This window comes from Pseudomonas sp. ERMR1:02, from assembly GCF_002277815.1.
In the GTDB taxonomy this organism is placed as follows: Bacteria; Pseudomonadota; Gammaproteobacteria; order Pseudomonadales; family Pseudomonadaceae; genus Aquipseudomonas.
In genome coordinates this window covers 60,159-73,781 of the sequence record NZ_NKJI01000025.1, presented here as the reverse complement: position 1 = coordinate 73,781, position 13,623 = coordinate 60,159, and the positions used below count along the sequence as shown (strand labels likewise).

Here is a 13,623-nt window from a genome sequence, read left to right as displayed (position 1 = left end):
GAGGGGCCAAAAAGTCTCAGTGACTTTCCTAGTGACTTTGTAAAACGCGGTTGCGCACTGTTGGGCATCGTTGCAGCGAGCGCCAAGCGCGGAGCCTTTGATTTAGCGGGTTACAGCGATCTCCGCATGCATGGGGTGCTAGGGGTCGAGTGTTCGAATCACTCCGTCCCGACCATATTTTTCAATGACTTAGCCCAATCTGAAAAGGTTGGGCTTTTTCATGCTTAGAAAAATCCCCCCACTTTTACCCCCACTAAGGAATCGGCCCATTTTGTCGTGAATGGTCGAGGGTTGCGTGCGGACAGATCAATGCTCAACGAGAGTGAGGGACGGCGGGCGCAATTGCGGATTACCTGAAAACTTGGGTGCGGTTTGAGCTTTGAATGGTCAGCGACTTGTATCTGCGATCTGGATTGACGTTAGAGATACTTTGTGGACCCTTGATTCACCGTCGTCATTTTGCGGTACTGATGATTGATTGCTCCAAAATGTCAATGCATCAGTTCCAACGCAGGTTTCGCGATGGCTGCTGAAGTGATAAATCCCCCATGTTGTTGAGCATTTCGAAGCGTGGCGCCACGGGTTCATTATCTATCAGTCGTCAACTTTCTGAGTCAGATCGAAGACCTGTCGAACAGCTTCGCTGCCCAATCTCTGACGGGCTTGGACCACAGCGCTGGGTGCCACTAACGGGCGCTGGCCCGGCAGCATGATGTTCATGCGGCTGACCACATCCACGCCGACATGCGCCGAAAGAACGCCATGGAGATAACGCACCGAAGCATCATTTCCAATGGCAAACGCCGCTTGCGCAAGGTCGCTACGCCTGCCTGTTCCAGTGCCTGCTCGACCAAAGAGGATCGAGCAAGGAGTCCAATCCCTCGATTGAATTTGGAGTGGAGACGATGTTGTGGGTGAGTTCCAATGCCCGAGCGAGACGCATAAAAAAATCCGATGCCAGTACAGGCATCGGATTTTACGCATGGATATACGCTCCACGACGACCTCTTCGCTTCGAGAAAAGAGGTCGATGGTAGTGAATAATCCTGCGTTGCTGCCTGCCTGAGCTTGGGTCGGATCAGTGAGAGATCACTGTCCAAGTGCTCGTGGAATGAGTGTCCAAGTGCGCATGGAATCCCCACGACAGGAAGCCGGTAACGAGCTGCCTAATTGAAAAGCCCCAAATTTTCGAATGTCGGCGATCTCTCTGGCTCCCACAATTTTCTGGAGGAGGGGTCAAAGCACACAATGGCCCTTTCATATCGAACACCCATTAAAAAAAGCACCCCTTAGCCCCAGATAACATGATTTTTCACACGCTCAGACCTTCCCTATAGTCATCGCAATCCCAATCGGAACACCTATGTGTTTCATCGATGCGAGATAGATTTATGGATGACAAGTTAAAACCTGGCCTGAGCCAGGGTGCTGGTTTGGGGACCCGAGTGGTGTGGGGAGGGGAGCAAGTTCAGCATCCCTACAACGCTACCCAGACGCCCATCGTAGTCAGTGCCGCCTACGGTTACCAAGACATCGATCAATGGTATGACGTGGCGTTGGGTAAAGAGCCTGGCTTCATTTACAGCCGCATGAGCAACCCTACTGTCTCTGTCCTGGAAGACAAACTCTGCGAACTGGAAAGCGCAGAGTCGGCTGTTGCTTTCAGTACCGGGATGGCGGCCATCAGTGGTGTGCTGCATACCTTCCTGTCCTGTGGTCAGCGCGTGGTTTCTACCCGTGACAGCTACGGTGGTACAAACAAGATCTTTGAAGAGTTTCTCCCTCGCATGGGCGTCGAGATCACGCTTTGCGATACCCACGATACGCAAGCTATCGAGCATGAGATCGCTAAAGGCTGCAATGTCCTTTACCTGGAAACCCCGACGAACCCGACACTGAAGGTTCTGGATATACGACGTCTGGTGGCGGCGGCGAAGCATGTTGGGGCTTTGGTCATAGCAGACAATACGTTCGCGACCCCTTTGAATCAGAATCCCCTTGCTCTCGGGGTAGATGTGGTCGTGCACAGTGCGACCAAGTTCCTGTCCGGTCATGGCGATGTGCTTGGCGGTGTGGTCTGTGGCAGCGAGCATCTGATGACTCAAGTCCGCCATTACCGCGAAATCAATGGGGCCTCGCTGGATCCGTTCTCGGCTTATCTCATTATTCGGGGCATCAAGACTCTGGCTTTGCGTCTTCGCCAGCAACAGGCGAGCGCACAAGCACTGGCAGAGTACCTGTGCACCGAGCCGCTGGTGGAGTCTGTGAATTATCCGGGACTACCTCAACATCGAGGGCATGCGATTGCTCGCTCGCAAATGCGCGGATTTGGCGCCATTGTCAGCTTCGTGCTGGTAGGCGGCATGGACACAGTGACGCGTTTGTTACCGCTGCTCAAGTATGCACATCGGGCGGGTAACCTGGGAGCGGTTGAAACCATCTACGGGCCGGCACGGACAACCAGCCACGTGGAAAACACCCTGGAGGAACGCAAGGCGCTCGGAATTTCCGAGGGTTTGGTCAGGGTCTCCGTAGGTATTGAAGATACGGCCGATTTGTTGGCTGATCTTAAACAAGCATTTGCGTTAGTTCGCAGTAAACAAGGTCATGCAAGTCTCCACGCTGGAAACACCGAGGCTTTCACTGAGGTGGGAATCTGACTCGGGTAAGACGTCCGGTTTTAATACCGGATAGTCCTTCATGAATAGTGAAAACAATAACAACTAGCGACAGTTAATTGTGCTGACTAATAGTCGGTTACAAGAAATTGTTGTCCGAACATTTCATGAGAATATCGCTATGACTATCCAGACAAACAATGATCAGTCCGACCCAGGATTGAAATTCAAAAAAGAAATGCAAACCCGCCACATCGTCATGTTGGCGTTGGGCGGCGTAATCGGTACGGGATTATTCCTTACCTCCGGCTACACCGTTAATCAAGCCGGGCCGCTCGGCGCAGTGATTGCCTACATGATCGGTGCGGTGATGGTGTATCTGGTAATGGTCTGTCTTGGTGAATTAGCGGTGCAGATGCCAGAAACCGGATCTTTCAGTAGCTACGCAACTCGATACCTGGGCCCAGGTACGGGCTATACGGTGGCCTGGCTGTACTGGCTCACTTGGGCAGTCGCTATCGGCTCTGAATTTACGGCTGCGGGCATCCTGATGGTTCGGTGGTTCCCTGATACACCGGTGTGGATCTGGAGCGCGGTTTTTGCCATTGCGGTCTTTTTAAGCAATGTTGTCTCTGTTCGTTTGTTTGCAGAAACCGAATTCTGGCTTTCGCTCATTAAAGTGCTGACCGTCATTGCGTTTATTGTCATTGGTGGTGGGGCTATTTGCGGTCTCTTCCAGGTACAGCACCTGCAAGGTGCCGGGCTCTCGAACTTTACCCGTGAAGGGCTTTTCCCGACCGGGCTCTTGCCCATTGCGATGACACTTCTAGCGGTCTCTTTCGCATTTTCCGGGACTGAGCTTATCGGAATTGCGGCAGGTGAAGCGCAGGATCCACAGACAAGCGTACCCAAGGCGATCCGTACGACGGTGGTGCGTCTGGCGCTGTTCTTTGTGGGCACGATTTTCGTACTGGCGACCTTGTTGCCCCGCGAGCAGGCGGGAGTGGTAGAAAGTCCCTTCGTGATGGTGTTCGACCTGATCGGCATCCCGTATTCAGCTGACATTATGAACTTCGTCATTCTCACGGCGTTGATTTCCGCCGCCAACTCGGGGCTGTATGCGGCTTCGCGCATGCTTTGGACGTTGAGTGATCAGGGCCACATGCCTAAGCGCTACGCCAGGCTTTCGCGCCGGGGCACACCGGTCAACGCGATTGTTTTGAGTATGGCGGGGGCGATGGCGTCTCTGCTCAGCAGCGTGCTTGCCCCTGATACGGTTTACCTGGCGCTGGTGTCGATATCGGGTCTCGCGGTCGTGATCGTGTGGATGAGCATCGCCGCGAGCCAAATTGCTTTCCGACGCCAGTACGTCGCCAATGGCGGGCGAGTCGAGGATCTGCATTTCCGTGTGCGCGGCTACCCTTGGGTTCCTATCGGTGCTCTGTTGTGTTGTTTGCTGGCCTGTGTGGGTATCGCTTTTGATCCTGAGCAGCGAGTAGCGCTTTACTTCGGTCTTCCATTTATCGCGTGGTGCTACTTCGTTTATTGGATCACTCGCAAGAAGCGCGAAGAGCGCTTGGCATTGGAAGCAGCGGCACATCATCCCGCTGGCGCAGCGTGAATGGCTCAGGCGATGATTGAGCACAGATAATTCCCGAAGAGGTTGCGCCGATGAGTCAAAAAACACTACCGCCCTTGAATTGGCTGAGGGCATTTGAAGTGTCGGCGCGGTATTTGAATTTCACCCATGCATCCGAGGAGCTGCACCTGACTCAAGGTGCGGTAAGTCAGCAGATCCGTCAGTTGGAGGGTCACCTTGGGGTAGCGCTGTTCAAGCGCCTGCCCCGAGGGCTTGGCTTGACTGAAGAAGGGCAGTCGTACCTGCCGGTAGTACAAGACGCGATCAGTCGTCTTGCCGTGGGTACCAACGAGATTTTTGGCCAGCACAATCGCAGGCATGTGAAGGTGCGTGGCAGCCTGTCCTTTCTTCACTATTGGTTGGCCCCTCGACTCGCGGATTTTTGCCGAGAGTTTCCCCATATCGACATCCGATATATCAGCAACATTTGGGTGAAGGAACCGGACGGAGAAGATGACCTGGAGATTCGCTGGGGATGTGGTGAGTGGTCGGGATTGCACTCTCAGCGATTAACCTGGGACGTCCTCCAGCCCGTTTGCTCGCCAGCGCTCATGGCCCGCTCGCCGATACGTGAGCCGCGCGATTTGATGAACCATTCTCTGCTGCATGTGTTGGGGTACGAGGAAGGTTGGGGTTACTGGTTGAAGCGGGTTGGAGCAGACGATGTCGATTATTCCCGTGGTCTTCAGTTCGACACACTTATTTCCACCATTCGCCTGGCAGAACTGGGGCAGGGCGTTGCCTTGGCGCGGTCTTCCGTCGTGGAGGATTTGCTCAAGAGTGGGCACCTGATTGCTCCATTCAGTCACCGAATCGAGGCCAGCGAGTCTTTTTATCTAGTGCGCGGGCAGGCCGATGTTCTTTCGCCTGACGCCGCGACTTTTTCTACCTGGTTGGTGGCTCAAGCCCACCGCCTTTTGTAATTCTGATCTGGAGTCTTCATGCATTACGTAAGCACACGCGGCGCAGACGTGGGGGCGGACTTTCGCAGTGTGGTGTTGTCGGGGCTTGCCGAAGATGGCGGACTCTATGTCCCGGCAAGTTTGCCTGCCTTCACCGAGAAGCAGATTGCCAATTGGTCGTGGCTACCATTCGATGAGCTGGTCTGGCGCGTGGTCTCGCCCTTTGTTGGCTCTACCATGGACGAAAGCACTCTGCGTGCCTTGCTGAGCGACAGCTATCGAAACTTTAACCACCGCGCCATTACGCCACTTGAACAGATTGGCCATAACGAGTGGATACTCCAGCTGTTTCATGGCCCAACCCATTCTTCCAAAGATTTCGCTGCGCAACTGCAATCGCGCCTGGTGGAGCATTTCCTGGGTGAGGTCGGTGCACAAGCGCTGATCGTCGGTGCGACCAATGGTGATACCGGACTGGCTGCGCTTGAGGCGTTTGCTGACTGCCCGGCACGCGCATGGCGATACTGTATCCACGCAATGGGATATCGGCTGAGCAACTCTCTGCCCTGCAGGCAGCAGACCCTGAGCGGGTTCAGCTTTTTCCAGTAGACGGTAATTTCGACGACTGCCAGACGTTGGTCTCTCGGCTCTTGCGCGACTGGCCGTTAGACGGGGTCATACCGATCTGTTTCAACTCCACCAACTGGGTCGGCGTCCTCGCACAGATCGTATTTTATTTCCACGCTGCCCTGCAGCTGGGCGGCGGGACACGTCCTGTAGGCTTCAGCGTTCCAGCAGCCAGCTCTGCCGAGATCTACGCCGGCTACATTGCTCAGAAAATGGGATTACCCATCAATCAGGTGATCATTTCCACGAACAGTAATGATGCACTTCACCAGTTCATTCATCGCAATCGCTACTCGACCCGAGCGAGCAACCGAACGTTATCTCCTGCGATGGATTTCTCCCTGTACTCAAACCTGGAACGGTTCATTTGGGAGTTGTATGGGCACGATGGGCGCTCAACGAAGGCGCTAATGGAGCACTTTGAAGACTGCGGCGAGTTGAGTATTGGCAACCAGCAATGGCTCCGAGCCCGGGTTCTGTTCGATTCCTATGCAGTAGACGAAGCACAGGTTCGCGACGAAGTCGTCAAATTGTTCCGTGAGACCGGGTCTGCAATCGATCCCCATACCGCTGTAGGCGTGCTGGCTGGCCGAATTCATCGACGCAGTCTAGGGGCGCCTATGGTGACCTTTGGGCAAATTGCTCCGGCCAGGTCTGCGGCGCTATTGGCCGAGTTGGGTGTCTGGCAGGGAGAGGTGCCAACGCCTGCGGACGTGCATGCTCGGCCACCGAGTTTGGCTAAAGGCGATCTGGACGGTCTTTGCCGGGCCCTCTTGTTTGCGCAGCAGAGGCACGCATGAAGCGCATTCTGGATCCGCTGGATGAACGCATACTTGCCGAACTTACAGCGAATGCTCGAATCGCCCATGTCGAGCTGGGTGCCAAGGTTAACTTGTCTCGCAATGCCGTGCGCCAGCGCATTGAGCGTCTTGAGCGAGACGGCGCCATCCAGGGTTATACGGTACGTCTCGGTGATTCCCGAAAGCCCTCATCGCTGATCAGCGCAGTGATCTTTGTCTACCGCTACGACCGCATGCGTGGAGAAGCGGTTCTTGCTGCGCTGCGCTCAATCCCCGAGGTGGTTCAGTGTGAAGTATTGAGCGGTGAGTTTGATTTGATGCTTCGAGTCAATGCTGCTTCTCCCGAACGCGTTCATCATGTTTGGAAAGAAATCTCTGCGATGCCTGGGGTGGAGAACACCGTCACCTCATTCGTCCTTTCTGCAGTGTTTTGAACACAACGCTGATAGCCACCCGGACTTTTGCCGACGCGCCCAATTCCCTGTAATAGGAGCTGGCTTGCCAGCGAAGGTCGCGAACGATTACGCGCACTGATGGGAACCGTATCGCTCTCGGGTTTTCGCTGGCAAGCCAGTTCCTACAGGGGGACTGCATGCGAGCTTCCCGGAATCCGTCGGGGTGACACTGCGCACGAGCAAAACGGCCAACTAATACAGCACTCTGCCATATTCAACTGCCAGAGCCCGACTCTTACGATGTTCCTATCGAACAACGTCTAAGAGGACTGCTTTCATGACTGAATACAAAATTGCCCTGGTGGGTTTTGGTGGCGTCAACCGTGGCTTGGCTCAACTGATCGCAGATTGCAACGCCGAGTGGAAAGCATCTCTGGGCTTTGGTATCAAAATCGTCGGTGTGACGGATCTTTTTCTCGGTTCCATCGTTGCTAAGGATGGTCTGGATGCAAAGGAGTTGGTCGCTCTGCCTATCGAGAAGGGAGCATTCGCTCAACTGCCAGGAGGCACCACCGAGGCGCTGAACGAAACCATCATTAAGCATTCGGGTGCTGACATGATCGCTGAAGCCACCTTCACCAATCCTGTCGATGGTGAGCCCGCGACTACGTTTTGCCGCTGGGCTCTGGAAAGCGGCATCCATGTCGTGACGACCAACAAAGGCCCAATTGCGCTGCATGGCGCTGAGCTTAAGGAATTGGCCCGTCGCAATGGTGTTGCCTTCGAGTACGAAGGTTCGGTTATGAGCGGTACGCCGGTGATTCGCCTGGCAAGACAGGCTCTGGCAGGTGCAGAAATCCAGGGCTTTGAAGGCATCCTCAATGGGACTTCCAACTACGTGCTGACCCGCATGAAGGACGGCCTGACTTTTAACGACGCAGTCGCCGAGGCTCAACAGCTCGGTTATGCCGAGGCTGACCCAACTGCCGATGTGGAGGGGTTTGACGTGCGCCTCAAGGTGGTGATCCTCGCCAACGAACTGCTCAATGCTCGATTGAGCGTCAGCGATGTGGCTTGCTCAGGGATTAGCAGCATCAGTCCAGAAGACATCGCCCAGGCAAGCGCCAATGGTGCAAGCTGGAAACTGATCGGTGCTGCCAATCGCGAAATTGATGGCTCGGTTACAGCGCGTGTTGAGGCTCGATTGCTGTCGAGCTCGCATCCTCTCTCAGGTATTTGCGGTGCAACGAACGCGGTGTCGTTCAATACTGCGCTGTTGGGTGCCGTCACTGTATCTGGCCCTGGAGCAGGTCGTATTGAGACTGCCTTTGCATTGCTGTCAGACATCATCGCCATCCATACCACCCACGGCAAGTAATAGGAGAGTAGTCATGAGCGTATCCAGCATGGCCAGCATCCAGCTTGTTGATGCCAAACAGATTGATGTGTTCAGTCCATTCGATGGTCGCCTGGTGGGAAGCGTCCCTTGTCTCAATGCCACCGCTGTTCCTGGCTTGCTGGAGCGTGCGCGAATTGGCGTGCGTGAAAGTGCGGCAATGCCTCGTCACCTTCGTGCACGCATCCTTGAGGAAACGGCCCGGCGTGTAGAGCTTGAGGCTGAAGCGTTTGCCAAACTCATTGTTGCAGAGGCGGGAAAGACGCTGCGACAAGCAGAGAAGGAAGTGAAGCGTTGTGTGAACACGCTGAAGCTATCGGCGGAAGAAGCTCGTCGTAACGCCGGGGAAGTGATTCCATTTGAGGCATATGAAGGCTCCGAATCGCGCCAAGGCTGGTTCACTCGCGAACCGTTGGGGCTTATTGTCGCGATCACCCCGTACAACGATCCGCTGAACCTGGTCGCCCATAAACTGGGCCCGGCCATCGCCGGTGGCAATGCCGTGATCCTGAAACCCTCAGAGCTCGCACCGTTGTCTGCTCTCAAGCTGGTTGAATGCCTGGTGGCAGCGGGGCTGCCTTCGTCTGTGGTAACCCCGGCCACCGGAGGCGTCGATCTGGGGAAAGCATTGGTGGAGCTGCGCGAAGTGCGGATGATTTCCTTCACGGGTGGTTTTGCCACAGGGGAGTCCATTGCTCGTAGTGCAGGCTTGAAGAAGCTGGCCATGGATCTTGGGGGGAATGCACCGGTTCTCGTGCTCGAAGACTGCGATCTCGAACCGACCGTAGAATCTTGTGTATCTGGCGCCTTCTGGGCAGCAGGACAGAACTGCATCGGCACCCAGCGCATCCTCGTACACCGTTCAATCTACAATGATTTCCGTGAGCGTTTCGTCAGTCAAACGCGTGCATTGGTACTGGGTGATCCTGATCAGCGAGCAACAGATGTTGGCCCGATGATTACGGAGCAGGCGGCTCGTCGCACCGAACAATTGGTGGACGAAGCGCTGGCCGAGGGGGCTCTTCTTCTCTGCGGCCACCAACGCCAGGCGGGAAGCTATGCGCCGACTGTTCTGGAGCGTGTAAGCCATAACAGTCGAATTTGGCAGCAGGAAGTCTTCGCGCCGGTGGTCATCCTGGAGCCGTTTGACGACCTGGATGATGCCGTTGCTCTGGCCAACGCGCCGGAATACAGCTTGCACGCGGGTCTGTTCACACGCGATCTTTCCAAGGCCTTGAAATTGGCGCGCCAAATTGAAGCCGGTGGCGTGATGATCAATGATTCTTCCGATTATCGGTTCGATGCCATGCCTTTCGGTGGCTTCAAGTACGGAAGTCTGGGGCGAGAAGGTGTTCGGTTTGCCTATGAGGACATGACGCAGCCCAAAGTGGTTTGCATCAATGAAATGGGTTGAGCCATCAAAGTAGCTAATTACCGTCGACCTTACATCGGGTGACGTTGCTCGTCCCGTGACACCCGATGTTTTTTTCAATACTGACTGACCCGCACTATTCATGGCTCATGCGCGGATGGTTTGCCTGGAAAACCACGGCATTGTTGTCCTTAAGCCTCTCGTTAGCCGCCAGTTGCTCTGGGGCTTTTGCATACCCCATCCTGGATCGCGTGACGAAAAAAGGGGAGTTGACCGGCGTCTTGAAGACGATCAATACGACGGCGGTGAGAAATGTTTTCGAACTCCCAGCCCGGTGAGAAAGTGATTGGCAGAATTTTGAAAACTTTCATGATGGCGATCTTTTTGGTTGGTTTCACATAATGAACTCATGGCCGAAGATATCGAAAGGCTGGCTGAACCTGCTCTTGATGATCATTATGAGAACACCGAAGTGCATGAATGCGACGGCGGTGTTCATCATCATTTAGTGACGTTTTCTCTTGGCAGGCTTTTTCAATTCGAACATCAGCACTGAGCGCCCTGTAACTTGGTATTCATCGCCGAAGGCAAATGTCTCACCAGGGTCTAGCTCCGTCTGATTGGTGTCGAGTTGAAGGATCCACTCTTGGCCCTGTGGCACTTCGGGCAGTAAGAAACTCACCACATCGTGATGAGCATTGACGATGATCAGTAGCGAATGATCGACACCTTCACGGCGAATGCCGCTTGTTTGGGTACGACCATCTAGAAGTATGCCCATGCAGCGGTTACTGCCGTCCTGCCACTGCTCCATGCCCATTTCATCGCCACTTGGCTGGATCCAGCTCACGTCCTTAACGCCGAGGCTTTCATCGTACTCGCCAGTGAAGAAGCGGGTGCGACGAAGCAGAGGGTGGCGTTTGCGTAGCTCGATCAGGTATCTGACGAACTCCTGTAGTTCGCTACTTTTTTCACTGACATTCCAATCCACCCAGCCGATCTCGCTGTCCTGACAATAGGCGTTGTTGCTCCCGCCTTGGGTACGAGCAAACTCGTCACCCGCCAGAAGCATCGGTGTGCCTTGGGCCAAGAACAGCGTGGCCAGAAGATTGCGCATCTGCCGATACCTCAGCTCGATGATGGCAGGGTCTTCGGTCGGCCCCTCCACACCGCAATTCCACGAGCGGTTATCAGAATGGCCATCACGGTTGTCCTCGCCATTGGCCTCGTTGTGTTTGTCGTTGTAGGAGACGAGGTCATTCAAGGTGAAGCCGTCATGGGCGGTGATGAAGTTGACCGATGAAGCAGGCTTACGGCCGCGTAGATTGAATTGCTCACCAGAACCAAGAAAATCTTGGCGAACTCGCCCAGCATTTCGTCGTCACCTTTCCAGAAAGCGCGAGAGACGTCTCTGAACTTGTCATTCCACTCCATCCAGCCTGGAGGGAAATTGCCGACCTGATAGCCTCCTGGGCCACAGTCCCATGGCTCGGCGATAAGCTTCACCTTCGCCAGGACAGGATCCTGACGACAAGCGTCGAGGAAACCGCCGCCCTCACTGAATCCCTCAGGCTCACGACCGAGAATCGTGGCCAGGTCGAATCGAAATCCATCTACACCCATCTCCGAGCCCCAGTACCTCAAGGAGTCGGTCACCATTTGCAATACGCAAGGATGACTCATGTTGAGTGTGTTGCCTGTACCCGTATCATTGATGTAGTAGCGTGCATCGTCAGGCATCAGGCGATAGTAACTAGCGTTGTCGATACCTTTGAGTGAAAGGGTAGGCCCCATTTCATTCCCTTCGGCAGTGTGGTTGTAGACGACGTCGAGAATTACCTCTAACCCCGCTTTATGAAAGCGCGCAACCATGATCTTGAACTCGCCAATGGACTGTCCCGCCATGTAACGCGCGTGCGGGGCAAAAAATCCCAGCGTGTTGTAGCCCCAAAAATTGCGCAGGCCTTTTTCAAGGAGATGGTTGTCATCCAGGAAGTAATGCACCGGCATCAGTTCCACAGATGTCACGCCAAGTGAGCGGATATATTCCACCACGTCGTACTGATGGAAGGCCGCGAAGGTGCCGCGGTCAGACTCTGGTACCGAGGGATGGCACATGGTGAAACCGCGTACATGAGTCTCGTAGAAAACAGTGTTTTCCCAGGGCACACACGGTTTTGCGGTGTTGCCCCATGAGAACGCCGGGTCGATGACTCTGCAACGGGGCATGAATGGAGCACTGTCACGTTCATCAAATGACAAGTCGCCGTCTTCGTGACCTACGGTATAGCCAAACAGCGCGTCGTCCCATTTCAACTCACCTGAGATCTGCTTGGCGTAAGGGTCAATCAGTAACTTGTTATGGTTAAAGCGGTGACCGTTTGTCGGATCGTACGGGCCATGCACGCGATATCCGTAGAGCGTTCCCGGTCGGGCGTCGGGAAGGTATCCGTGCCAAATTTCATTGGTGAATTCCGGAAGTGCTATGCGTTCGATTTCTTCTTGGCCGTCAGCGTTGAACAGGCACAGTTCGACCTTGGTGGCGTTCGCGGAGAAAATAGCGAAGTTAACTCCTGAACCGTCCCATGTTGCGCCTAATGGATAGGGTAGGCCTTCACTGACGCGGCTAGCTGGACGATCTTGGCTTGATGCACTGCCGCTCACGGGTTGATCAGTCATGATCAAACACTCCTGGAAAAGATTCGGAAAGGACGGATGACAAACTATCTCTATCGATAGAAGCCCCAGGTAAGGAACAGTTCAGGATATTTGCTGGCGAGCTGATACGAATGCTTGCGGCGGTAGCTATCTCCCAATTCCAAAGGGATTTGCAGCCCCATTTCTCTGCGCGCGAATGCCATTGTCATTCAGCGAGTGACCATGATTGCTGGTTCCGGGCTGATGAAGCCCTTCAGGCAGTCGTGGGCCTTAACATGACTGCCCGTTTGCGCGGCATCATTCCGATGTATTCGGTTCGCTGCCTGATCGATGGTAATTTTCGGTTCTAACGTAATTAAACAGGAGACTCCTGACTCATTAACCGTCTTGCGCGAACCCATATCTGAGTTGCTTCGGCTCGCTTCGCATCCGCGATGCCTAACGCCTTGAGATTAATTTCAGCAGTTTCAATGCCACCACTGGTTGCAATACTCCAACGCAACCGCTCGCTGGTGAGCATCGATAACAGCTCTATAGCACCAGGCAACGGCATAATTTTGCTGCGCATGGCCTTATAGGCTTCTGCATGCTTTTTGCTAAGCCGATCAGCTTGCTCATCAGTGATGTCCAGCCCTGTCTCGCGGGATAAAGTTTTAAGCATCAACCCGCCGCTCATACCGATCTTGCGATGAATCCGCCACATCGACAGTGGGATGTTTTCCGAGTCGAGAGCTTCCTTCCAAGCTGTTACGTTTTGATAAACGCTGTCAGTCAGAGTGCCGTCCAGGTCAAAAATGAACGAGGTTTGCGGTCGCATTTTTCCCTCCACTATCCAGATCGCCATCAATCGACGACCTCCCTTATCTGGTGAGGCGTACCAACTAACGCCATGCTTTCAAAATGTTCAGACTACTTATCTCGAATCCTTTCTACGTCAGCAGGGCCAAGCTTCACTCGTACGCCATCCACTGAAGACTCCTCACGACTGACTCGCTGGTCGTCAGTCAGGCCGGCATCTGAGCGCTTAGTGATATCGGGAATTTCGGATTTATTTGAAGAGGCTTGATCTACCCCTGTGGCTTGGCGCTTACCCATAATTTTCTCCCGTGCCCATGAAATGAGGAGCTTGTTTTTTTGAAACGGAGGAGTAACCGTCCGGCCAACACACCTTCCTGACGCATTCGCTTAAGGCGATGGTGTCCACCTAAATTTAAGT

10 protein-coding genes and 3 pseudogenes are annotated in these 13,623 nt (G+C 54.3%); 8 read left to right on the top strand and 5 right to left on the bottom strand.

What is annotated here, in order from left to right; all coding sequences use genetic code 11:
- On the top strand, nt 1-228 hold a 228-nt coding region (locus CES87_RS32735), incomplete at its 5' end, for a hypothetical protein (protein ID WP_218196422.1).
- A 366-nt stretch (nt 229-594) separates the two neighbouring features.
- Here the strand turns inward: CES87_RS32735 and CES87_RS32730 are convergent.
- Together CES87_RS32730 and CES87_RS34660 are read right to left on the bottom strand one after the other, a co-directional pair.
- Nucleotides 595-777 carry a transposase domain-containing protein gene (locus CES87_RS32730; RefSeq protein WP_256591128.1) on the bottom strand — a complete coding sequence of 61 codons (183 nt, stop codon included), beginning with the start codon at nt 775-777 and terminating at the stop codon, nt 595-597.
- Entirely contained in the window at nt 717-1,142 is a 426-nt protein-coding gene (locus tag CES87_RS34660; protein ID WP_371858277.1) for a transposase domain-containing protein, read from the bottom strand. Before CES87_RS34660 ends, CES87_RS32730 begins: the two co-directional genes overlap by 61 nt.
- Nucleotides 1,143-1,391: 249 nt before the next feature.
- On the opposite strand from CES87_RS34660, the gene CES87_RS28775 reads away from it, so the two are divergent.
- The 7 genes and pseudogenes from CES87_RS28775 (at nt 1,392) to CES87_RS28745 (ending at nt 9,791) form a co-directional block, all read left to right on the top strand.
- Nucleotides 1,392-2,660, top strand: a complete 1,269-nt coding sequence (locus CES87_RS28775; protein WP_128608762.1) for a cystathionine gamma-synthase family protein — start codon at nt 1,392-1,394, stop codon at nt 2,658-2,660.
- 139 nt (nt 2,661-2,799) lie between these two features.
- Nucleotides 2,800-4,239, top strand: coding sequence for an amino acid permease (locus CES87_RS28770; RefSeq protein ID WP_128608761.1), 1,440 nt, complete (start codon nt 2,800-2,802; stop codon nt 4,237-4,239).
- Nucleotides 4,240-4,289: 50 nt separating this feature from the next.
- A complete protein-coding gene (locus CES87_RS28765) occupies nt 4,290-5,180 on the top strand; it encodes a LysR substrate-binding domain-containing protein (RefSeq protein ID WP_128608760.1) in 891 nt (296 codons plus the stop codon).
- A gap of 18 nt (nt 5,181-5,198) precedes the next feature.
- Nucleotides 5,199-6,586 (top strand): annotated as a pseudogene (thrC, locus tag CES87_RS28760) (threonine synthase).
- Nucleotides 6,583-7,020 carry an Lrp/AsnC family transcriptional regulator gene (locus CES87_RS28755; RefSeq protein WP_128608759.1) on the top strand — a complete coding sequence of 146 codons (438 nt, stop codon included), beginning with the start codon at nt 6,583-6,585 and terminating at the stop codon, nt 7,018-7,020. The pseudogene thrC and the gene CES87_RS28755 overlap by 4 nt, the downstream one beginning before the upstream one ends.
- A 298-nt stretch (nt 7,021-7,318) precedes the next feature.
- On the top strand, nt 7,319-8,359 hold the full coding sequence (locus tag CES87_RS28750) for a homoserine dehydrogenase (RefSeq protein ID WP_128608758.1): 1,041 nt from the start codon (nt 7,319-7,321) through the stop codon (nt 8,357-8,359).
- A gap of 13 nt (nt 8,360-8,372) precedes the next feature.
- Nucleotides 8,373-9,791 (top strand): aldehyde dehydrogenase family protein, encoded by a 1,419-nt coding sequence (locus CES87_RS28745; RefSeq protein WP_128608757.1) that lies wholly within the window; start codon nt 8,373-8,375, stop codon nt 9,789-9,791.
- Nucleotides 9,792-9,952: 161 nt separating this feature from the next.
- Here CES87_RS28745 and CES87_RS32490 read toward each other — a convergent pair whose 3' ends face one another.
- The 3 genes and pseudogenes from CES87_RS32490 to CES87_RS28725 form a co-directional block, all read right to left on the bottom strand.
- Nucleotides 9,953-10,147: a hypothetical protein gene (locus tag CES87_RS32490; protein ID WP_178081496.1), complete on the bottom strand. Its 195-nt coding sequence runs from the start codon at nt 10,145-10,147 to the stop codon at nt 9,953-9,955.
- Nucleotides 10,148-10,254: 107 nt separating this feature from the next.
- Nucleotides 10,255-12,428, bottom strand: a pseudogene (gene glgX / locus CES87_RS28730) (glycogen debranching protein GlgX).
- Nucleotides 12,429-12,840: 412 nt separating this feature from the next.
- Nucleotides 12,841-13,224, bottom strand: a pseudogene (locus tag CES87_RS28725) (HAD family hydrolase); the annotation flags it as partial.
- Nucleotides 13,225-13,623: the final 399 nt, after the last annotated feature.

Bases quoted from the DNA above. Each gene is read 5' to 3' on its own strand.
- CES87_RS28775 (WP_128608762.1), top strand. From the start codon at position 1,392: ATGGATGACAAGTTAAAACCTGGCCTGAGCCAGGGTGCTGGTTTGGGG.
- CES87_RS28770 (WP_128608761.1), top strand. From the start codon at position 2,800: ATGACTATCCAGACAAACAATGATCAGTCCGACCCAGGATTGAAATTC.
- CES87_RS28765 (WP_128608760.1), top strand. From the start codon at position 4,290: ATGAGTCAAAAAACACTACCGCCCTTGAATTGGCTGAGGGCATTTGAA.
- CES87_RS28755 (WP_128608759.1), top strand. From the start codon at position 6,583: ATGAAGCGCATTCTGGATCCGCTGGATGAACGCATACTTGCCGAACTT.
- CES87_RS28750 (WP_128608758.1), top strand. From the start codon at position 7,319: ATGACTGAATACAAAATTGCCCTGGTGGGTTTTGGTGGCGTCAACCGT.
- CES87_RS28745 (WP_128608757.1), top strand. From the start codon at position 8,373: ATGAGCGTATCCAGCATGGCCAGCATCCAGCTTGTTGATGCCAAACAG.